This window comes from Candidatus Zixiibacteriota bacterium (assembly GCA_018820315.1).
Lineage (GTDB): Bacteria > Zixibacteria > MSB-5A5 > JAABVY01 > JAHJOQ01 > JAHJOQ01.
In genome coordinates, this window is sequence record JAHJOQ010000087.1 from 1 (window position 1) to 21,601 (window position 21,601).

At 50.7% G+C, this 21,601-nt stretch carries 16 protein-coding genes; 10 read left to right on the plus strand and 6 right to left on the minus strand.

Going from position 1 to position 21,601, the window contains the following annotated elements; genetic code table 11:
* Window positions 1–587: family 20 glycosylhydrolase (locus tag KKH67_08170; protein ID MBU1319158.1), on the plus strand; the 587-nt coding region annotated here is incomplete at its 5' end.
* A gap of 54 nt (window positions 588–641) precedes the next feature.
* On the opposite strand, the gene KKH67_08175 is transcribed toward KKH67_08170, so the two are convergent.
* Complete coding sequence (locus tag KKH67_08175) at window positions 642–1,667, minus strand: hypothetical protein (GenBank protein MBU1319159.1); 1,026 nt, start codon at window positions 1,665–1,667, stop codon at window positions 642–644.
* A gap of 164 nt (window positions 1,668–1,831) precedes the next feature.
* Window positions 1,832–4,012 carry a PBP1A family penicillin-binding protein gene (locus KKH67_08180; GenBank protein ID MBU1319160.1) on the minus strand — a complete coding sequence of 727 codons (2,181 nt, stop codon included), beginning with the start codon at window positions 4,010–4,012 and terminating at the stop codon, window positions 1,832–1,834.
* A gap of 147 nt (window positions 4,013–4,159) precedes the next feature.
* Between KKH67_08180 and KKH67_08185 the strand changes: the two genes are divergently transcribed.
* Entirely contained in the window at window positions 4,160–4,867 is a 708-nt protein-coding gene (locus KKH67_08185) for a hypothetical protein (protein ID MBU1319161.1), read from the plus strand.
* Here the strand turns inward: KKH67_08185 and KKH67_08190 are convergent, their stop codons facing one another.
* From KKH67_08190 to KKH67_08205, 4 genes are read right to left on the minus strand one after another with little or no spacing between them, the layout of a single operon-like run.
* Window positions 4,868–5,950 carry a mechanosensitive ion channel gene (locus KKH67_08190; protein MBU1319162.1) on the minus strand — a complete coding sequence of 361 codons (1,083 nt, stop codon included), beginning with the start codon at window positions 5,948–5,950 and terminating at the stop codon, window positions 4,868–4,870.
* A 9-nt stretch (window positions 5,951–5,959) separates the two neighbouring features.
* The gene (locus KKH67_08195; protein ID MBU1319163.1) at window positions 5,960–7,645 is read right to left on the minus strand and encodes an Ig-like domain-containing protein; all 1,686 of its coding nucleotides are present in this window, start codon (window positions 7,643–7,645) and stop codon (window positions 5,960–5,962) included.
* Window positions 7,642–9,345 (minus strand): tetratricopeptide repeat protein, encoded by a 1,704-nt coding sequence (locus KKH67_08200; GenBank protein MBU1319164.1) that lies wholly within the window; start codon window positions 9,343–9,345, stop codon window positions 7,642–7,644. Before KKH67_08200 ends, KKH67_08195 begins: the two co-directional genes overlap by 4 nt.
* 48 nt (window positions 9,346–9,393) lie before the next feature.
* The gene (locus tag KKH67_08205) at window positions 9,394–10,635 is read right to left on the minus strand and encodes a tyrosine--tRNA ligase (GenBank protein MBU1319165.1); all 1,242 of its coding nucleotides are present in this window, start codon (window positions 10,633–10,635) and stop codon (window positions 9,394–9,396) included.
* Window positions 10,636–10,920: 285 nt separating this feature from the next.
* Between KKH67_08205 and KKH67_08210 the strand changes: the two genes are divergently transcribed.
* The 8 genes from KKH67_08210 to prsR all read left to right on the plus strand — a co-directional run bounded on the left by KKH67_08210 (window position 10,921) and on the right by prsR (window position 21,561).
* Window positions 10,921–11,721, plus strand: a complete 801-nt coding sequence (locus KKH67_08210; GenBank protein MBU1319166.1) for a M48 family metalloprotease — start codon at window positions 10,921–10,923, stop codon at window positions 11,719–11,721.
* Between the two features lie 748 nt (window positions 11,722–12,469).
* Window positions 12,470–13,426, plus strand: a complete 957-nt coding sequence (locus KKH67_08215) for a PorV/PorQ family protein (GenBank protein MBU1319167.1) — start codon at window positions 12,470–12,472, stop codon at window positions 13,424–13,426.
* A gap of 628 nt (window positions 13,427–14,054) precedes the next feature.
* On the plus strand, window positions 14,055–14,804 hold the full coding sequence (locus KKH67_08220; protein MBU1319168.1) for a sugar transferase: 750 nt from the start codon (window positions 14,055–14,057) through the stop codon (window positions 14,802–14,804).
* 175 nt (window positions 14,805–14,979) lie between these two features.
* On the plus strand, window positions 14,980–15,705 hold the full coding sequence (locus KKH67_08225; GenBank protein MBU1319169.1) for a PEGA domain-containing protein: 726 nt from the start codon (window positions 14,980–14,982) through the stop codon (window positions 15,703–15,705).
* A gap of 9 nt (window positions 15,706–15,714) precedes the next feature.
* Window positions 15,715–17,238 (plus strand): fibronectin type III domain-containing protein, encoded by a 1,524-nt coding sequence (locus KKH67_08230; GenBank protein ID MBU1319170.1) that lies wholly within the window; start codon window positions 15,715–15,717, stop codon window positions 17,236–17,238.
* Window positions 17,239–17,261: 23 nt separating this feature from the next.
* A complete protein-coding gene (locus KKH67_08235) occupies window positions 17,262–18,089 on the plus strand; it encodes a hypothetical protein (protein MBU1319171.1) in 828 nt (275 codons plus the stop codon).
* A gap of 8 nt (window positions 18,090–18,097) precedes the next feature.
* On the plus strand, window positions 18,098–20,182 hold the full coding sequence (prsK, locus tag KKH67_08240) for a PEP-CTERM system histidine kinase PrsK (protein ID MBU1319172.1): 2,085 nt from the start codon (window positions 18,098–18,100) through the stop codon (window positions 20,180–20,182).
* Window positions 20,183–20,196: 14 nt separating this feature from the next.
* The gene (prsR, locus tag KKH67_08245) at window positions 20,197–21,561 is read left to right on the plus strand and encodes a PEP-CTERM-box response regulator transcription factor (protein ID MBU1319173.1); all 1,365 of its coding nucleotides are present in this window, start codon (window positions 20,197–20,199) and stop codon (window positions 21,559–21,561) included.
* Window positions 21,562–21,601: the final 40 nt, after the last annotated feature.

Here is a 21,601-nt window from a genome sequence, read left to right on the forward strand (position 1 = left end):
TCGGCGGCGATGAAGCGCCTAAGGAACGCTGGGACGTCTGCCCCTATTGTCAGGCCCGAATAGAGGCACTGAATTTGACCAGTGAGCACGCCTTACAGGAGTGGTTCATGAAGGAGATTTCTTGGTACGTGTATACCACATACGGTCGCAATACCACCGGATGGTCAGAAGGGGGAGCTTGTCAGGACGATATGCCACCCGGTTCTCAGTGTCAGTGGTGGGCGCCGGGAGACGATATCGCCACTCTTGTTGCCAATGGGCACGATGTCGTAAACACATACTTCGGGAATCTTTATCTCAACAACTGGTACTGCACTTTGCCTAGAATGTACCAGTATGATATCACCGGTGGAGCCGATCCGGCCTACCTTGTACACATCCTGGGAGCAGAGGCCGCTCTATTCACTGAATATGTTGAGACAGAGAGTCAGCTTAACGACAAGGTCTTTCCACGCATCATTGCCGTTGCAGAGAATGTGTGGACACGCAGCGGGGAGAAGAATTACAACGAATTCTACCTGCGCCTGATCCGGAAGCTGGAATGTCTCAACTATATGGGCATCGATTATGGATCGATGGAAGAGTAATCGTCCTTCGCGCAAACACCCCTCAAAGAAGAGACTGCTGACGAATACGCTCGCCTAACAGTCCGGCAATCCGTCGCCATCGGCATTGCACGGTGATGGTCCGCCGGAGAATATATAACTGATCAAATACACGACGTCGTCGATATCCAGCGCACCGCTGCAGTCTGGGTCGAGCTGCTCTATTGGAATGCCGGAGCAATCCACAAAGATGCACTGCAGCATCGCGAGCACGTCGTCGATATCAACCGCACCGCTGCCGTCCACATCACCGCAGACATATGCGCCAATGATAATATCAGCTTCCCCACAATCGACAAAATTGGGTCGTATCGTACCGTGAGTTTTCGGTGAAAACATGAATTCGCCGGCAGGCTGCACAAAAGCAGAGTCTATGTCTACGGCCTGATTCGTTACACCATCCGGTATTTGCAGCCACAGAGTGGCCAGTAGACCGTCTTCCTGCGGCTCGATGTAGGCTTCTGTGCCCTGTCCAATCCAATAAAACACTATTAATACGAAGTTGCTGTCATCGACCGGCCAGATGTATGAGCTGTCTGATGGCAACACCAGAATGGCGTCCCAGCTGGATGGGATAATCGATCCGATAACGTCTACAGATGTTATGGCGATGTCATCGTAATCATAGCGGAGGCCGAGTGTGATCGCTGCGATATCGGCACCGTTTGTGATGTAGATCGGCATTGGTACCGAATCCCAGTTCCCGACAGGAATATCGAGCGGACAGCCGATAGATATCTCGTATCCTTCTGCAGAAGGAAAACAGTCGTCCTGAGGCTGGCAGATGCTGGATGGAAGTCCATGCACAAACAAATCTACATACAACGCAAGATCAGAGATATTCACGCTTCCACATAGGTCCACGTCGCTGTTCTCCAATGGAGCTACGGCTGGTGCATGACCCAGTACATAGCGAGCCAGAAGGACCATGTCCCCCACGGTATAGGTTAGACCGTCTCCGTTAACGTCCCCGCAGAGAGTGTCCGCAGACGCAACAGTCTGCAGGCCCGACATCAATGCTGCTGCAAGAGCCAGCACGACAACAAATGTTACCTTTCTCATTTCGTCGATCTCCTTCGATACATTTCGATAATCGGAGCCCAGAAGTTATTAGTAATCCAGTGATGAATTGCTGTAAAGACATTATAAATATAGCCCCAAACGCCAATTCTGTCAATATGCAAAAGGGTATCATGCAAGCGAGCGCGGAATGATTCTCCGCCACCTCAGAAGCGAATCTTCTGATCCCCGGTCGAATCCGGTTCGTCGAGATTGAACTGGCGGGTACGCCGATTGATGTAATCGCTGGCGGAACTGTGAATGTGGCAAAGCTCCTTCGGCACGGTCTTTTCGGTGAAGACTTCGCGCCTGACATCGGGACAGTTGTTCGTAGCAAGCTCGCAAGTCTCAAGGCAGATGTCCTTGAAGATGATCCCTTCGGGAATGTCAAAATCTTCAACGGGCAATGAGTCATGCGCGGCAATCATAAACGGTGTCCATATTGGGAGGCCGTTCTTGGCACCGGTTTGATTCTTGCCGAGTGTCGTGAACCCATCGCCAAACCCGACCCAGACACCGGTCGTAATCTGTGGAGTATACCCCATAAAAAGATTGTCGGAGAAGTCGCTAGACGTACCGGTCTTGCCACCGGCCGGCCTGAGGAAGCCGCGCCACCGGACGCTATGGCCGGTGCCGCCATCATCGTCAATGACCGACTGCATGAGATTAACCATGATGTAAGCTGTCTGCGGTGTCAGTACCTCTTCGCCGGGAGATACAGCATTGTCTTCGCGAACATTGCCGTACCGATCTATCACCTTGGTCACGAATCTCGGTTTGATGTGAATCCCGTGGTCCGGGAAAACGGAGTATGCCGACGTCAGCTCCAACAGTGTAACCTCGCTTGTACCGATGGCGAGAGTGACAACCGGCTGCAGGGGAGAGGTGATCCCCATCTTGCGTGCGAAGAAGATCGGTTGCTGCGGTTGAATCATCTGCAGTATTTTTATCGCGACAACGTTGCGTGAAAACTTGAAGGCATCGCGCAGAGGCATCTTTCCCATGAACTTGAAATCGAAGTTGTGCGGACGGTAGTCTTCCTGCCCAGGTATATTGATTGTGACGGCGTTATCATAGAAGATATCGCAGGGCCGCATGCCATTTTCGATGGCGGCAGTGTAGACAAACGGTTTGAAAGCCGAGCCGGGGGAGCGCAGCGCCTGGACGGCGTTGTTGAACTTATACTTTGTGAAGTCCTTTCCTCCAACAAGTGAGATAACGTCGCCGGTCTTGTTATCGATTGCCACGAGAGCCGCCTGTATCTCTTTGAATCTGTAAGCCACCGAATCTCCGAGCGAGTCGTAGTATTGCTCAGTGTGATCCGGGTCGTTGTACGGCCAGATCGCTGCAGTCATGCGCTGAAGTGAATCTGCGTACTCCTGAACCACCTGAGTTGCTACTCGCTGCAGACGTGAATCAATTGATGTGTACGCATGCAGGCCGCCTGAATAGACTTCATCCTCCCCATACTTCTCCACGAGGTACTGCCTGACTATTTCTGTAAAATATGGCGCTTCACCGGGGGGCGATGTTGCGATGTTTACGATGAGCGGGAGCTGCTGCAGACTATCTCGCTCCTCTTCCGAGATCATTCCTTCAATCGACATGCGGCCGAGAACGTAGTTCCTTCGCTGCTTGGCTCTATCGTGGTGATTGACAGGTGAGTATCGCGCCGGCGCATTAAGGATCGCTGCAAGCAGGGCAGCCTCCTCAATCTTGAGATCTTCGGCACGCTTGCTGAGGTATGCACGAGAGGCTGCTTGAATTCCGTAAGCACGTTGGCCGAACCAGTACTGATTGAGGTACATCTCCAGAATTTCATTCTTTGAATACGCTCGCTCAATCTTGATGGCAGTAAGCGCTTCTCTGAATTTGCGCATTAATGAGACTTCTCGGTCAAGAAACAGCATCCGAGCCAACTGCTGACTGATAGTTGACGCCCCCTGCGAACCGAAGCCTCGAGTGATGTTCTTATACACCGCCCTCGTAAGATCGTAGCTCGATATCCCCCAGTGGTCATAGAAGTTAGCATCCTCGGCTGCAAGTAGTGCATCAACCATGCATTTAGGTATACTATCGAACGGAATCAATATGCGTTTCTCGTTGAAATAGGTCTGCAGGACCGAGCCGTCGTTCGCATATATGTAAGTGATGAGTGATGGTTCTATGTCGGTTAGCTGTTCAATCGACGGAAGATCGTCGTGGTAAATATGAAGGACTTCTGCGATTAGCAGTATTGCCGCGAGCAGTACCAATGCTCCGGCTGCAGCAGTAATCACGTGCCTATTGTTGATCTTCTTCTGTTCCGGTTCGTTCTCCGACCGGCGCTTTCTGAGCAGATATTTCATATCTATTTATACCCTCGCGAGAATCTTGTGGCAACATAAACTGGAATTTTTTGCGCGTTGTCAAATTTTTTTGATTCACACCGATGCATTCACTGTATATTCAGCGAAAGCCCTAAGCAAGGAATTGCCACTGTGAATGCGACTTGGATGTGGATTTTCTTATCATTTGCGCTGCTCTCCCTGACATCGGCAGTCTCTGCAGAGATAGTCGTAGTCACAAGACCGTTGCCTGATCTCCAGGGTGATGTTTGGCCGAGAGAGTATTTTGATGTCAATCATGTGGTTTTCGACATTCCTCAGGGTGTAACCTTCACTGCAGGTGCAGAGCCCAGTCCTATAAGGCCTGGTGTCACACGTCGGGCAGCAGTGAAGAATGGGAGATCGGTCGTCGAAGACGCTTGGGTCAATATCATCGATGTTGTGAACAAGCGATTTTACGCAGGTAACTTGAAGCGGTGGTATGATCTCGACTCAATCGAGCTCATTCAAATCAGAGATGGCTACGACACCTGCGCGGTCTACTTTCGTACCTGCGATAGGCTTGGAGCGCCCCCGGACTCATGCCGCACCTTTCGCACCTTACTGCATGACAGCCTCTCAATGTCGGATATTGTGTATATCGTATTCACTGCGTTCGATTGGAACAGGGATGTCGATCTCAAAGCATATGCGAGGTCTCAGTATTACTTCCGAAGTCTGCTGGGCTATGTGACCAGAGACATTCCACTCAGCACTCTTCTGGATATTTCTTCAGCTGAAGTCACATCCTGGCCGATTGAATGTGGCTGTCTCCACGATTTCAAGCCGCAGTCTATCCGCAGAGTCGTGTACTTATCTGACACATCTGAGAAGTGATCAGGCGTCTTTCGTTTGTTCATCCTGTCTCATCCAGAGTGTTCTCTGTGGGAATGGTATTTCGACATCAGCTTCATATAGAGCATCATAAATCATCTGGCGCAGTTCATTCTGAGTAGTCCACTGATCAGTGATTTCATTGACGTAACCCACGAGAGCGAAATCGACCGAGCTGTCGCCCAGCCCGACTAGGTGAGCGCTCGGCTCAGGGTTGTTCAACACTTTCGAATGCTTCTCGGCGCATTCTGTGAGTATCCTGCGCACCTCCTCGATCTTTGAGCCGTAGGCGACACCGATGTCGACTTTGACTCGAATCTGGGAATCCGGGTAGGAGATGTTCGTGATCTTCGAGGTCAGAAGTTGCTCATTTGGGAGAATTATCAGCGTGTTCTCGAATGTCTTGAAGCGTGTAGATCTCAAGCCAATCTGAAAGACGTCACATTTTTCACCGCTGTCGAGAATGACCCGATCGCCGACTCTGAAAGGTCTGTCAATCATAATTATGAAACCGGAGATCATATTCGCGATTGTGTCCCTGGACGCAAGAGCGATAGCCAGGGAACCGACACCGAGGACCGTGAGCAATGAATTGACATTGATCCCGAAGTGATCGAGAATCGCCATCAAGGCAATGACCAGTACGATCAGCCTGAGAACTCTGTTGAGAAGAGGCAGGAACTCGGCGTACATATCTGATTCGGCTCGCTCTGCGATGTTCTTGGTCAGCCAGCTCCCCAGGACATCAACGAGACGATAGACAATCAGCGTTACGAAGATTGAACCGGCTAGCCAGATACCACCCTTAATGTAGCTGTAAAACCAACCGATGCTCTCCTCGTACCTACCGTGCAGGTGGTCCGTCAATACCGAGAATCCGGCTATGATAATCAGCCAGAACAGAGGCTTTGTGATTGCTTTGATGATGTCATCGTCAAGTTCAGTTTTCGTTCTTGCAGCAATCTTGTGCCTTATCTTCACAAGCAGCCAGAGTGCAATCATAGCCGAGATAAGCGTCGCGAGCATAATCCCTCCCGCTATTATCAGCTCTCTGGCCCATACCGGTAGTGTGGATAGGTCTGGCATCATCTCCTCCTAACGTTCCTGCAAAACGACATTCTCTGTCTCAAATCGCGATCTAACCGACACTGTATCATTAATGATGATCATCGGCTCGGCATATTCGAATGGCATTATGCGACCAGAAGAGTAGAATCCGTCATTATCGCGATCATAGAATCCGGTGAATTTGTACTTGCCCGGTTCGGCATCCTTACTGAACGTCCCTGTCAGACTCACTTCCAACGGTGTCCAGTTTCCATTCGGCAGCAGTGCGAAGAAGACCTTGGGCAGTTGATCCTTCATCCTCTGAGCGAATGTCACAGTCCCGGAGAAGGATCCGAGCGAATCGCGATTCACCGTCTCGAACCGAAAAGAGTAGGTCGAGTCAGTAACGCGATTTCCGGAACGATCAGCCACCGCGCCAAGGTCGAGCACGGCCCTGTAATCTAAAGCCTGCATCAGTGTATCGGTTGGAATGAAAGATATTCTAAAGGCGTCAAGTTGATCATGCTCGCAGGGGAGAGGAAGCGAGTCGGGGGTGAACAATGTCATCCCTCCAGAGTCGGAATCAAACCTCACTGGCTCGTTGAATCGAACAGTGATTACAGGATTGACTGAAATACCGCGCGACCCCGATGGCGGATCGACCGTTTCAACTGTCGGCGGCTGTCGGTCGGAACCGATCGGAGGCTGAAGGAGAATGGAATCCTCAACTGTGGCAATCTCATTTCCCCATATGTCGGACAGGCTCTCGATTTGAAGATAGAGAGCTTCCGGGAATTCCACGTCAGGCAGCACAGCCACGAACGATTTTGCAGAGTCAGTAAATACAAAAATCTCGTCAGTTTGGATTGTATCGGGCGAATCTGCGGAGATGAGCAGCATCCTCGCATTTTCTATATTCTGCTTCAGTGCCATATACGTCATTTCGACGCGTAGGACTCTATCCGACCAAATCGTTGCGCTTGCCACGCCAAGGCGGACTGTATCACGCGATGTCATCGTGATATCTATGCTCGATGTCGCACTGACGGTTGGTGTGACCAGCGCCGGCAAGCTGGGGAAGCCAATCTGCTCTTTCGGCGGGTCCCAGGTGTTGTTCCGGTTCCCGTCATCGAAGGCAAACAGAAGATAGTCGCCGGGGGAGACGTATGACAACTGATATGTTCCATCTGATCCGGTCTGTGTAATATACTGCGGTCGCATCTCACTGAAGTTAAGCGAGTCGGCCTGCGCGAGCATATAAGCCGTTACGGTTGCGCCGCCATCCGGAAGGCCTTTGGAGCGAACCGTGCCGGAGATGCTCCCGCTGTCCAGCGATGATCCGGTTGAGAATGCTACAGAAATTGATTGCGTCAGTCGATTGTTGTGCTCGTCTGTTGCACCACTTCCGATCGTAACCAAATACGTGCGGTCGGCGTCGAGACTGTCCGAAAATCCAATCCTCAGGTTGTTCTTCTTCCAGTCGATCCGCAAATCGCCATCGGTCGGAGGAGAGACAAAGATCGCCTCGCGTGTACGCTCTTTATTCATTCGCTCCGAGAATGAGACTGTGATTTCGGGAAGCCTGCTGACTTCTGTTGTGCCGGACTCAGGAATCGTCGAGATGATTTCTGGAGACGTTTTATCTTCCGGACCACCGGGAGGCTGCTGCTGCTTTGCGCATGATAGGAATAACGGAATTAAGAGCGCCAGCGCAACCAGGGACCTGCGTTTCACCTGGTGAGTTTCTCCTGTATTTCGACATTGTCTGGGTCTATATCGAGTGCTTTTTTCCAACTCTGCTTTGCCTCTTCAAATCGGCCCAGCTCGTGACATATATCGCCAAGATGATCGAAGAGGATGTAGTCTTCGTTAGCCACCAAAGCTATGGCCTTCCTGATCTGTACCTCGGCATCCTTGTAATTGCCGAGCCTGTAGAGCACCCATCCGTATGAATCAAGGTAAGCGCCGTTTTCGCCGTCGATTTCAAGGGCCCTCTCAATCATTCTTCGCGATTCATCGAGGTTTATTCCGAGATCGGCCCACATGTATCCAAGATAATTAAGCGTCTGCGCGTGATCGGGATTCATTTCGAGGATCTTTGTGAATGCTGCCGTTGCCGAATCAAACATCTGCGTGCGTTCATATGCCGAGCCCAGCATGAACAGGAATCTGATCTCTTCGGGATGAGTCTTGGTCAGCGCCCGGGCAATCGGGAGCACTTCATCATATCTTTCCGCTCGGCCGAGAGCGGTCGCGAGATAATACTGAGCCTCTTCACGGCCATTGGCGGCACGCGCTACACCATCTTTTAGTATGTCGACCGCAAGATCAAGGCTGTCCTCGTCAAGGTATATCATGCCGAGATTGATGTATCCATCCGGCAGGGAATCAGCGACGTCTATGAGCTTCCAGAAGAAACCTTTCGCATCGCTGTTTCTATCCTGTATAATCGCAATTCGTCCACGGTAGAAATTGCTGAGAATCGACTCAGGTGACATCGTCAATTGACGTTCGAATATGCTGTCCGCCAGGTCCAGCCGGTCAAGCTCAAATGCGATCTGTCCAATGCGCTCCAGTATCGGTTCCTGGGCCTCAGAGTTCGCCCAGATCCATTCTACAATCTCTATGGCCGAAGTCGTATCGTTCTGATCGTTGTACAATTCAGCGAGGTACAACCTGAATGCCCTCGACTCGGGGTTTGCCGCGATGCCGTGAACCAGGATTTCCTCTGCACCCGATGCATCGTTGTTTGCCCTGAGAAGCCCGGCCAGATTCAGGTATGCCTCCATATTGCTCTCAGTCGGATCGAGTTCGATTGAATTCCTGTATGCCGCGATTGCATCATCGACCTGGTGGCGAGAGTTGTGCAGCTTGGCTATCTCAACATAGATTGCAGGCGTGGGGTTGAGCTGCGCAACTTCCTCGAAATGCATCGCCGCGGCATCAATATCTCCACGCTGACTGGCATAGACGCCGGAATACCAGTGTGCCTGCAGATTGTGCGGGTCCATCCGAAGAACCTTCGCATACGTCAGCTCCGCCGTCGCGTGATCTCCGAGCGCCCGGTAGCAATTGGCAATCAGCATATTCGCGTTCTTGTCTTTGTAGAATATCTTCTGAGCGGTCTCCAGAGCCCTTTGCGGTTGTCTCAACCTGAATTCAAGATCCGCAAGCGCATAGAGAATATCTGTGTTGCCGGGCGCTTGTTTGAGCGCTTCACTGTAATACGCAAGTGCTGCGGTGTAGTCTTTCTCCTGCTCTGCAAGTACAGCGCTGGCATAGAAGGAATAGGCATATTGATTGACAATCTGTCTCGGCTGATCTGCCTTCGACGGCACGGTGGTGGTGACTTTGGCCCCCGAACCGCATCCTCCGGCGGTCAGAACCACAGCAGCCATTACTGCCATCAATAATGTCGAAATTCGCTTGCTCATATCTCCAGCATATTAAACACCGAAATATCGGTAACGTTCGATCTCAATCTAATCTGGGTACTCATCAACTTTCTTGGTCTTGTACCAGCCTCGCTTCCCAACTTTCAATATGTGCTCTTCAGTAAAGGGAAGAGCTGTTGAGAAGTCCATTATTCGCTCACCATCTACGTGAAATCCTCCTTGTTCGATCAGTCTGCGCGCGGCAGAAGAGGACGTCATTATTTCCCAATCAGCCAGAGCCTTCGGCCAGTAAATCAAAGTGTTTTCAGGCGAATAACCTTCGGGAGGTGGTAAGGTCGGCTCTATATCAGGAACCTGTTTCTGAGAGAATACTTTCTCGAAATTCTCACGAGCCGCGATTGCTTCATCGGGAGACGCGTACATTGATGCGATAGTGACTCCAAGATGCTTCTTGGTATCCATCGGATTAACGGTAGTATCTGCGAGCTGCTTCTCAATGGAGCCGATCTCATCGTCAGGCAAGTCAGTCAAGAGCCTGAAGTAGCTCAGAATCAGCTTATCCGGGATCGACATAATCTTCCCGAATATCTCACCGGCGGATTCTGCTACCCCGATGTAATTGCCAATGGACTTGGACATGCGCTGTTCACCGTCGAGCCCTTCGAGAATCGGCAGAGTCAGCGCGACCTGTGGCTCGACGCCGAAAGCTTCCTGAATCTGCCTGCCCGCAAGCAGGTTGAACAGCTGCTCTGTGCCGCCAATCTCGATATCCGCCTTGATCGCGACGGAATCGTAAGCCTGCATCAGCGGATAAAGCAATTCATGAATCGAAATAGGCGATCCGGATTTGTATCGCTTCTCGAAGTCGTCCCGCTCCAGCATGCGTGCGATCGTGAATCTGGAACAGAGTTCCAGTATCTCCTTGAAGTTCATCTTCGAGAACCACTCACCGTTGCGCCGCACCTCGGCCTTGTTTCGATCGACGATCTTGAAGAACTGTTCGAGATAGGTCTTTGCGTTGGATTCAACCTGATCGGATGTCAACTGCGGTCTTGTCGCCGAACGTCCCGATGGGTCTCCGACTAACGCCGTGTAATCACCGACGATGACGACGACCGTGTGCCCCAATTCCTGGAATTCGCGCAGTTTCCTGAGGCCGACCGTATGGCCGAGATGGATGTCGGGCGCTGTCGGATCGAATCCCTGTTTCACGCGCAGTGGACGGTTCTCTTTGATCGAAACTGCCAGCTTTTTTTCCAGCTCGCCTTCCGGCAGCGAATCGACAACGTTGCGGGTCAGTATCCTGAGTTGTTCTTTGATGTTTTTCATCTTCCTAAACTTGTATCGGGCTGCCACTGCAATTACTAAACAGGCGTATCAAATAACACCATTTTGGCTTCATAGCAAGATAAAACCTCGGAGCCGTTTCGGCTTAGGAATGTAACGTTTGTATGCAGACAATGTTCATGGCGAAAGAGCGTATGGCAGCTCTTTGTGAAACCTGCCATTATGGTGCGGCTGTGAATATCTGCCGCGCAACGGAAACCGGAGCGATATTTTGTGGTTGAATACTCTAAAAGATGTGACTAACGTATGAAGAAATACGGAGGTCTCATGAGAAAATATGCACTCGTGATAATCGTTCCAATTCTCGCGCTGCTTCTTTCATGCGCCACCACCGGGCCGGGAGGGAAGAAGAGCGTAATTCTGATTTCTGACAGCCAGGAAATCGGGCTTGGGCAGGAATTCGATAAGCAGGTTCGTTCCGAATCGAAAATCCTCGCGGATCAGGACTGGCAGAATTACTTCAACGAAGTCGGACAGAAAATCGTCGCGGTGTCCGACCGGCCGAATATCGAATATCATTTCACCGTTATTGAATCTGATGACATCAACGCATTCGCGACGCCGGGTGGGTATGTCTACATCTACACAGGTTTGCTGAAACTCATGAACACCGAGGCAGAACTCGTTGCGGTGACTGCACACGAGATTTCTCACATTGTCGCGCGGCATGGTGTCAAGAGACTGCAGCAGGCTATGGGGATAGACATACTCTATCAAATAGTGGTTGGCGAATCGGATACCAAGACACTGCAAACTGCAATCGGACTCGGATTGACCGTAGCATTATCGGGCTATTCGCGGGCGAACGAGAGAGAGGCTGATCAGTACGGTATTCTCTATATGACTAACGCCGGCTACAATCCGACAGGCGCGATTAACATGTTCGAACGGCTGGCTTCGGTTTCAGAGGGTCAGCGGAACTTCTTCGAAAACATGTTTGCAACTCATCCCGAAACGCAGGAGCGGATCGACAATGCCAGAGCGGAGATCGCGCAGTTTCCCGCCGATGTGAAAACCCGCGATCTCGGCAAAGGCCGCTACGATCTGATGAAGGGGCGGTTGAAGTGATAGTTCGCCAAGCCTGACATCGAAATCGTAAGAGCGATTGCCACAGTTTTGCGGTACTGATTGCGGTCAGATTTACACACTTTTTGAGATTAAGACTTCAATTCCCGCTTGTGCAATTATTCACAAAGTCGCTCCGTGGATGCAGTAGTTTAACGTGGCTTCGTCGCTTCATTTATCCCTGATTTATATACAGTTATCACGATCTATGTATATGTCTTGCAATACTAAGAAAATTTCAGATATGTCGAAGTTTTAGTTGCATAAGAGTATTTGAGTGATTACTATCAGCCTCGATACTCGCTACGGGTTTCAAGCTGGAGGGGGAACGAACCCGGCTGGAGCCACAGAGAACACGCATGAATCGACATCTGGGTCCCGGCGAAGAGTAAATGCTGGTTAATCCGGCATAATGTATGGAAGGTGAACAGCGGACGTTAACCTGAATCGACACAAGGAGGTGCCCCGCAGGGTCTTGTTGAAATCCAATAGTTTGCTCAAGATGAAGGCTGTTCAAGGTACTTCGCGAGAGGGCTGTGTAGTGGTACTCCCACGAATTTCTCGCGATACTTGACAAATGGAATTTGCTATCTAACACGTTGAAGAAACAGGATGTTAGCTTTGTTATGTCAGCACCAAAGACACCCACAAAGCGAATCTCATGGTTCACTCATAACATCCGGCATCATCGTTGCGTTGGTTCTCGGTGAACTCGCAACACTTAAGCTTTAACATCACCGGGGTGGATGACATGGGGAACCGGATATCAATACGACCGCTTGCGGTCTTCGCAATAACTGCGCTGATGTGTGGCATCGTCTCTGCCAATGCTCACGCGCAGACCAACTCGTCGTCCCATGTTGGAACGACATCTGCCAACTTCCTGAAGATGGGGGTTGGCGCACGCGCCTCCGCTCTTGGAGGAGCATTTGTTGCTATCGCTGATGACGCTACTGCTGGCTACTGGAATGCTGCCGGCCTTGTTCAGATCCCGACCACTGAGATTACTTTCATGCACAACGACTGGTATCTCGACATTAAGTCGGAATATCTCGGCGCCGCATTTCCTGTCTCAAGAACTCTCGCCTTCGGGTTAGGCATTTCATATCTCGATTACGGATCGTTTGATGGCTATGACAGCAAAGATCAGCCGACAGGGTCGTATTCAGCCAATGCGATGGTTGTTTCATCGTCTGGATCGATCCGCCTGACCGACCAGGTCAGTTTTGGTGTCACGGGAAAGTTCTTCTCTGAGGAACTTGACCAATCCTCGGCGAACGGCTACGCAGTCGACGTTGGCGCTCTCTATGTAACGGGAGCTTTTTCACTCGGTTTGAACGTAACGAATCTTGGCGCCGGCCTGCGCCATGACACCGAGGAATTCCCCCTGCCGAGCAGCGTCACGGCGGGGCTGGCATTGAATCTGTACGATGGAAGACTGCGGATTGCATCAGACCTCTCCAAACCACAAGATAACGCCTTTGCAATTCACCAAGGCGTTGAATACTGTTACGAAAACACAGTATTCCTCAGAACCGGATACAGTCATGACTTCAGCGGCACAGACTTGGGCGGGTCAACCGGTATGGCTCTGGGATTGGGAGTCAGGCACTCGTTCGGTTCAATCGACTACTCGTACTTGCCTGATGAACAGATTGGTGATGTTCACAGAATCAGTCTCAGGCTGCAATTCGGCAAGACAAGATAGACCCCGGAAGTTGTCGGAAAGCCAGTACCCTATTCAAGTTTGATCTAACGACTTAGACTGTGTAGTCTCGGATTCATCCATTACATTCGCAACAGCTTTATTGCAAAAGCATGCATATAATCCGCTCCGTTGTGCATTGCTCTGCCTAACGGGGTTGAGAATGTATGCACTTCATATTCTACTAGTTGTGCCATGTTCCGCAATTGGCCACAGCCTATAAATCACTGAACCACAAGCTGTAAGAAGGCTGTGAGAGTCTAATGCGGATATGTGTGCTCCTCTTTGATTTGGATTGTACTAGATTTCTATGATGCATTGGTAAGGTGGCAGAGCATTTGCTCATAGCAAGCGAAACAAGTGAACTATAAACCTCATAGACGGGGGAACGTACTAGAGGATGTTTCAAGAAAACTCAAAAGAACGCGCGCGGAAGAATATTATGAGCAAGAGCAGCTTCCTGACATATCGTCAGGATCTGACTCTTTCTGTTCCCGGATCATCCCGGGCGACATTTCCCGGTGTCCTGCCAGCCAAGCCAAGACCAATTGATCAGATAACTGGTGAAATTGCGCAGTTTGCGGGTGCGGCTGAGTTTGCGTTCAGGGAATTTGTTCTGTCCAATTTCACGATGGCGCTTTTTGTCGTGTATTCGGTGGCAGCTGAAATCAGACCACTTTCATGGATCGAGGAAGTTCTAGGGAAGTTCTCCATCGGTGCGACATCAAAGAGATCCATTGACATCATAGCATCAACAGTAGGATTGATTATCCTGCTGCCATTGTTTGCACTGTTAGCTATCGCTATCAAGCTGGACTCGGATGGACCGGTATTTTTCTCGCAGTCGCGAGTCGGGCGTAATCGCAGGCGGTCTGCTCGCAGAGCTGGAACACAGATGTGTTTCGATCGGCGCGAACGTGATAGACGCCGCGACGACGTCCACGGCCAGCCATTCAAAGTGTGGAAATTCAGAAGCATGGTCAATAACGCAGAGAAGAAGAGCGGTCCGATCTGGGCCACGGAGAATGATCCTCGGATCACACGTGTAGGCTCTTTTCTGCGCAGGACTCGGCTCGATGAATTCCCACAGCTCTTCAACGTCTTGAAGGGCGAAATGAGTCTTGTCGGACCGCGTCCGGAACGACCGGTGTTTGTTGAATCGCTTAGGCATGAGGTCAAGGACTACACTAAGCGGCTTGAGGCGAAGCCTGGAATCACCGGCCTTGCCCAAGTCACCTGCGGTTATGATACTTCGGTGTCGAGCGTGAGAGCGAAAGTCGATCACGACCTTCGCTATATCAGGAGCTGGTCACTGACTCAAGACGTGAAGATTTTGATGAAGACTGTTGTGGTAATGTTGACTGGAAAGGGAGCCTTCTAAGCTGTTTTTGGTGCTGACGAAAGCCGGGCTGTTTATTCAGCCCGGTTTTCAGTTTCTGGCAGTAGTGTTGACACCGCCTCACATTTAAGCCTTGCATTGAGGATCAACTAATTCTATATTTTTCCGACTGAGGTTAGTATACGGGAACCGCGGAACAAGGAGGTTCTGAATCCTTATGCTGTATAATACATTAAAGGTCCTATTCCTCTTCCTTGTAATATCATCGGCAGCGATTGCACAGACTGGTAGCGGTAACCTCACAGTTACCTCTTCGCCTGCGGGGACTGCGGTGATGCTCGATGGAGAGTATGAGCTTGCAGGAGTTACTCCTGTCACGTTCAACCAGAAGCTGTTCGGTGTGTATAAGCTCACAGCTCTGCGTGGCGGGTACGAGAAGTACCAGACAACCCTTGTACTGGTGGGAGATGAACCACGCACGATCAAGTTTGACATGGTTCCGAAGACCCGTTCTAAGGCAGCGTTCAGATCTCTGCTAATCCCCGGATGGGGACAGATGTACTCCGGGCAAAAACTGCGGGGAGCAGCTTACACATTCGGTGCGGCTGCATCGCTTCTTACGTTGGCGATTGTCGACAATAATTTCAGAGACAAGAAGGACGAGTTTAACCGCTTGAACGACGCCTACGTTAGTGCGAGAAGTATCGATGAAAAGCGACGGTTGAAGGTGGGAGTGGATGACGCCCAGCAGGCAGCCTATGACGCTGAGTCCTCCAGAAACATTGTTTTCGGAGTGGCTGCGCTGATTTGGGCATTCAATGTGATAGATGCTGCAGCGTTTTTTCCGGAGAGCGGCTATTCGGTCGGCGGGCCGACCGCCATTTCGATCGATACCGGCGAAGGATTCGATCGCGTGCAGCTGAAACTCGCCGTTAACTTTTAGGTGGTCCAGATGAAGAAGCTAATTATTCTTACTGTAGGAATAGCAGTGCTATTAGGAGCATGCTCCAGGCAGATTGACAAGGTTGCGGATTCAGGTGGCCTGCCGACTGCTCCCGATGCGCCATCGAATCTTGTACTGACTGTCAGTGACGGCAGCCTTGCGCTTTCCTGGGATGCGAGTGCGGCAGCCGTAGACAAGTACCTCATCTATAGAGCCGATTCGACTGCGGCAAGTTTCAGTTTGCTCGATTCCGCAACCACAACGTCCTATATAGATAATGATGTCCAGAATGGGATAAGATACTATTTCAAAGTCTCTACGGTATCTGTGGCTGGGATCGAAGGCCCAAAGTCGCGCTCAGTCGCCGGCATACCTGGATTGTTCTCGATCCGAATTGCCGGAGACGACGAGTACGTGAACAATACTGACGTCACCATTCTTGTCGAGTACCCACCCAATGCTTCGCATATAATGGTGTCAAATGATCTGAGTTTCTCCAGTGCGAAGTGGGAAGGCGTCACACCAGCGGTAACTTGGGAGCTGCCCGATCTGGATGGCTCGCACACGGTCTATGCCAAATTCAAAATGCAGGACGGGAACGAATCGAGTATACCTGTATTCGACGATGTCAAACTGGACAGAGTGGCGTTGATAGAGAGTTTTGTCAGCGATGACGGCGGCGCTGTTCTGAGTGCAGGCGATGTGATACACTTCTCGATGACCACCGGTGAACCTGGCGGAAGAGCTGCTGTGGTACTTCCTGAAATCGGTGAAGCTGCTCTCTTCGATAACGGCACTGCCGGTGACGCTGTGGCACGAGATGGGATATATGAATACGACTTCACGATCCCTCCGGGATATGAATTCGAAAACGGCGCTGTTTTCGGAACGTTCCGTGATGCTGCCACCAACGCCGCGCCGCAATCGGCTATTGACCACCTGATCACAGTTCGCAATGCGCCGAAGCCGGTGACTGTGCATCTCAACGGCGCCTTTCAGAGCAGGCTCGAGATCGCATGGACTATGTCCGAAGATCCTGACTTTGCATCTTATAGAATCTACCGTTCGGAATCGATACCGGTTACTGAGAATTCCGATTTTGTCACCAAACTCGGCACGAGTGCGCAGTTAACAGTTACCGATACGAATGTTGTCCCGGCGACCACTTACTACTACATCGTGATCGTCTCCGATCAGAGTGGGCTCAAAGCCACAAGCAACACTTTGACCGCAAGAACGCTGGCCAATGAGGCTCCCGATGATGTTGTTCTGGCGTACGAGAAAACGAGTGAGACGGGATTCAAGTTGACCTGGACACGAAACGACGATAGCGACTTCGAATCATACAGAATCTATCGTTCTGAAACGCAGGATGTCGACAACGACATCGCGAAACTGTATGCAATTGTCAATACGCAGGGGACTACGACATTTACGGGAGATAACGACGGCGACGTGTATTACTATGTGCTGTACGTCTATGACAGGTACGGTTTGCCGAGTGCCGGCTCTAATGTAGTTCCGTCGCAGTAACCGAGAGGGAAGAGGTTGATCCAGTGGAAAAACTAAATTTCCTGATAAGTGCATATTGCGGGACCATTAAGGCCATGTTCTCATTCAGACTCTGGACCCCGTTTTTCTTGTTTGCGATTCTGTCTTTGGCGCTGGCCTTGGTTCTTACAAATCCATACCTACCCGTAATCGGTCCGATTATGACCGGAATCGCCGAGTTCATAACCGGTACAGAGGCAGTGGCACATTATCCTGATCTCTACGCTCTGCTTCCGCAGACCCATGGATGGCAGACTCTGATTCTGTCGATACTCATTGAAGCACTCCTCATTGCAGTCGGTTTTATCATGTTTAGCGGATACTACAGAAATGAGAGAATCGGTTTCGGTGCGGCTCTAGGTGCTGCCAAGGGGAAATACTTCCAGGTCCTGGCAATCTGGCTATTCTATTCGGTGGTGTTCTTGCTACTGCTTATTTTCCTGCCAAGGCTCTTTGATCCCCTGATTGGCGGGTCACCTAGAAGAACCATGGCGTTCAATTTTGGTATACGACTTTTCGGATCGGGAATACTCGCGATGTTCATGTATGCACTTCCATACATACTGCTTGACGGTGAGAAGTTTGTTGCCGCTCTGGGTAAGTCAGTGCGGACGTTCTTCAGGAACTTCGTATCTTCGTATGTGCTGGCCGTAGTACCTTACTTGCTGGTTTTGCCTCTCAGTGCGGCCTTGTTTGATCCGGTGCTAATCGTGAGAAGATTCTCTCCTGAGCTGGTGTTGTATTTGTTGATCGGTCAGATAGTGGCTAACATGATCGCGAGCTTTGTTTTTGCCTCAAGCGTGTTGCGATTCTACTGGGAGTATGCGGAATAGAGCCTGTGATGTCTCTGTGGGAATCACTTCTGTTCTGGTCTGCCGGAGCAATCTCATTTATATCTGGTGTGCTGGCGTTGAGGGCAAACCAGGGACGAATCCCGCGCCTGCTGTTTCTGCTAATCGCGCTATCGTCCGGCCTCTGCTTTTGGTGCTTTCCGGCGTTCGCCGAATCGACTCTTGATGTTCGCATTGAGTACTTCTTCTTCTGGGCGGTCACTCTTACGCCGTTTCTATGGCTGATCTTTTCACTCACGTTCGCATGCGAGAATTACCGTACCTACATTCGCCGCTGGAAGGTCTGGTTCTGGATTGTCGGAGCATTGAGTGTTTTCTTCGCCGTTATGTCGACCATCACACCCCTCATGATCATTCAGATCGGTGTTTCGGATCGCCCTGAGCTGATCCTGAATCCATACGGCAAATGGTTCATAGTCCTTCTTCTGTTGATATGCTCGTTTGTGCTAATCAATTTCGAAAGCACGTACAGAGCCGCGACTGGTATATACCGCAGGCGTCTCCGGCTCTCGGTGATGACGACTGCGATATTTTTTGCGACAATCATAGTTGCATTGTCTAGCGGAATGCTGAAGACAAGCCTGAGTATCAGATATGTAGAGTTTGCGACGGCAGTTGCGATAGTCATGTACCCGTCGGTGGGCTACTACCTGCGTACTTATCAGCTGCAGAAGTCGGGAGTGTTCATCAAGAGACAGGCGGTCTATTCGTCAGTCGGTATTATTCTGATTGGGATATATCTGATTCTCGTCGGGGCGGTTGGCAAGGCTGTGCAGTTAATCGGTGCGGATTCGAAAGTATTCTATTCTATACTCGCCGCCTTTCTTGTGATAGTTGTTTTCTTGTCGCTGCTTCTGTCAAGCTCTCTTAAGAAGCGAATACGGTCTTTTGTTGATCGATCCTTCTATTCCGGCTCGGCTGCGGATTACCAGGAGGATCTTGCGCTGTTCTCTGAAGATATCTCAACGACATTGAACGTCTCTGACCTTGCGGAGAGACTCTCAACACTGCTTAGAGAAAAGCTGGGTGTGAGTCGGTTGTGGCTTTATCTGGAACACTCACAGCTCCCGGTTTTCACCAGAGTATACCCGGCGATTGAGCGGGTAAGTGGCCAGATCGAAAGGAACAGCGGATTTGTGGATTGGATGTTTCGGCATGGTGAAGCCATCGAATTTGATGACCTGATTGCGCGTTTGAGTTCTGCCGGTGTACCGGTGCCGGATGAGGGGCTTCCCGCCTCAGCTGAAATATCGGTTTGCATGCCTCTGATTGCCAAGCGGCGCATAGTGGGCCTTCTTCTCGTAGGTTCCAGAAAGAGCGACGATAATTTCAGTCACCAGGACATGCAGTTGATCAGTGCTGTCGGAAACCAGTTTGCTCTTGCGGTTCTCTCCGCGCGACTGTCGCAGGAATTGCTCGCCGCCCGCCAAATCGAATCGTTTCACAAATTCTCGACATTCGTAGTTCATGACCTCAAGAATTCGATTTCGATGCTCTCGATGCTGCTGCAGAATTATGAGTCCAAAGCAGACAATCCTGAGTTTCAGAAGTCGGTGCTGGTTACGATTCAGGGAGCTGTTGCCAGGATGCAGTCGGTTATATCGAAATTGAGAGGATCTGAGATGATCGAGTCTCAGACAATTTCGAATTGTAATCCGGTCGATATTGTTGTAAGTTTGCGGGACAAGCTGGGACTTGAGAGTCTGAGCGGTATCCGCTATCGAGAGAATTTCGACAGCACAAGTCCGATAAAGGCAGACGTGGAAAAACTGACTGGTGTGATAGAGAATCTCGTCGTAAACGCTATCGAAGCGATGCCTCAGGGCGGTGACTTGACCATATCGGTTTTCAACGGCTTAGAGACCCTGACGATTGAAGTGAAAGACACCGGAAAAGGAATGGATGCGGAATTCATAAATAAACGGCTCTTCAGCCCATTCGAAACCACGAAGAAGAAAGGACTCGGAATAGGATTGTATCTGTCACGTGACCAGCTTGAGCGCATGGGAGGAACATTCCATGTGGAATCCGAACCCGGCGAACGGACCACGTTTCAGATTGTATTTCCGAGATAGGAATACTCGCTCTTATGGCTGATAATCCAGGGAAGCAGAAAATTCTGATCGTCGACGACGAAGAGGGAATCAGATCACAGATTTACTGGGCTTTGGCGGATCAGTACGAGGTGTTCCAGGCCGGCAGTTCAGATGCGGCTCTCGAGATAATAAGGGAGAGGATGCCTGACCTTGCGACTCTGGATATCGCGCTCTCTTCAGTCGGCGAGGACACTCATGGTTTGGATCTTCTGGTCAGCGCGCTTGAAATCAACCCGAAGATGAAGGTAATCATGGTTACGGGCAATGAGGACAAGCAGACGGCTCTCGAATCGATCAGCGCCGGGGCGCACGATTACTTCCAGAAGCCGGTCAATCTGGATGAGTTGAAAGTGATCATCAGGCGCGCACTGTATGTGAAGCAGCTCGAATCGGAGAATCAGAGCCTTCAATCCAGGCTGGCTCAGAAGAAGGTGTACGAGGATATCATCGGAGAATCTCCGAAGATGGCTGATGTGTTCAGGAAGATCGAGACCATTGCCGCATCCGATTATACCGTGTTGATTTCAGGCGAGTCGGGCACCGGCAAGGAACTCGTTGCAAAGGCAATTCACTCGCGCTCACCGAGGCATGGGATGCCATTCATCACAATCAACTGCGGAGCCATCCCGGAGATGCTCCTCGAATCGGAGCTGTTCGGACATGAGAAAGGTGCGTTCACAGACGCTGTCACGCAGAAGATTGGCAAGTTCGAGTCCGCCGAGGCCGGGACGCTTTTTCTCGATGAGATCGGTGAGCTCTCTCTCGCACTCCAGGTGAAGCTCCTCAGATTCTTGCAGGAGAGGACGATAGAGCGGGTCGGTGGCAATAAGCCAATCAAGCTCGATGTTCGGGTGCTGGCAGCAACTAATCGCGATCTATCCGAGGAAGTCAGCAAGAAGGCGTTTCGCGAGGACCTATACTACAGGCTTTCGGTAATCAATGTGGTTCTTCCTCCACTCAGAGAACGGGGAGATGATGTTATTCTGCTCGCGAATCACTTCCTGGATCGTTTCAGTTTGGAAAGCGATCGGGCAGGATGCAGCTTCGATCCGAAATCGGTTGCAAGAATGAAAGGCCATGACTGGCCAGGAAACGTGCGAGAACTGGAAAATCGAATCAAGAGGGCAGTGATTCTATCGGATGACTGCAAAATAAAGCCACCTTCAATGGGATTTGATCCGGAAAAAGCTGGAAAAACAAAGTCGCTCGACGATTTCAGGAGAGAATCTGAAACGGAACACATCAGAACCGCGCTGGCACGCCACAACGGGAATGTGTCACGCGCTGCGAGCGATTTGGGCGTATCCAGGACAAGGCTCTACGATCTGCTTGAGAAGTATGGGATCGAACGAGATTAGGCTGCCGCTTGATTATTTCCCGCCACAAGCCCCCACAAAA

Bases quoted from the DNA above. Each gene is read 5' to 3' on its own strand.
- KKH67_08175 (MBU1319159.1), bottom strand. From the start codon at position 1,667: ATGAGAAAGGTAACATTTGTTGTCGTGCTGGCTCTTGCAGCAGCATTG.
- KKH67_08180 (MBU1319160.1), bottom strand. From the start codon at position 4,012: ATGAAATATCTGCTCAGAAAGCGCCGGTCGGAGAACGAACCGGAACAG.
- KKH67_08185 (MBU1319161.1), top strand. From the start codon at position 4,160: ATGTGGATTTTCTTATCATTTGCGCTGCTCTCCCTGACATCGGCAGTC.
- KKH67_08190 (MBU1319162.1), bottom strand. From the start codon at position 5,950: ATGCCAGACCTATCCACACTACCGGTATGGGCCAGAGAGCTGATAATA.
- KKH67_08200 (MBU1319164.1), bottom strand. From the start codon at position 9,345: ATGAGCAAGCGAATTTCGACATTATTGATGGCAGTAATGGCTGCTGTG.
- KKH67_08205 (MBU1319165.1), bottom strand. From the start codon at position 10,635: ATGAAAAACATCAAAGAACAACTCAGGATACTGACCCGCAACGTTGTC.
- KKH67_08210 (MBU1319166.1), top strand. From the start codon at position 10,921: ATGAGAAAATATGCACTCGTGATAATCGTTCCAATTCTCGCGCTGCTT.
- KKH67_08215 (MBU1319167.1), top strand. From the start codon at position 12,470: ATGGGGAACCGGATATCAATACGACCGCTTGCGGTCTTCGCAATAACT.
- KKH67_08220 (MBU1319168.1), top strand. From the start codon at position 14,055: ATGGCGCTTTTTGTCGTGTATTCGGTGGCAGCTGAAATCAGACCACTT.
- KKH67_08225 (MBU1319169.1), top strand. From the start codon at position 14,980: ATGCTGTATAATACATTAAAGGTCCTATTCCTCTTCCTTGTAATATCA.
- KKH67_08230 (MBU1319170.1), top strand. From the start codon at position 15,715: ATGAAGAAGCTAATTATTCTTACTGTAGGAATAGCAGTGCTATTAGGA.
- prsK (MBU1319172.1), top strand. From the start codon at position 18,098: ATGTCTCTGTGGGAATCACTTCTGTTCTGGTCTGCCGGAGCAATCTCA.
- prsR (MBU1319173.1), top strand. From the start codon at position 20,197: ATGGCTGATAATCCAGGGAAGCAGAAAATTCTGATCGTCGACGACGAA.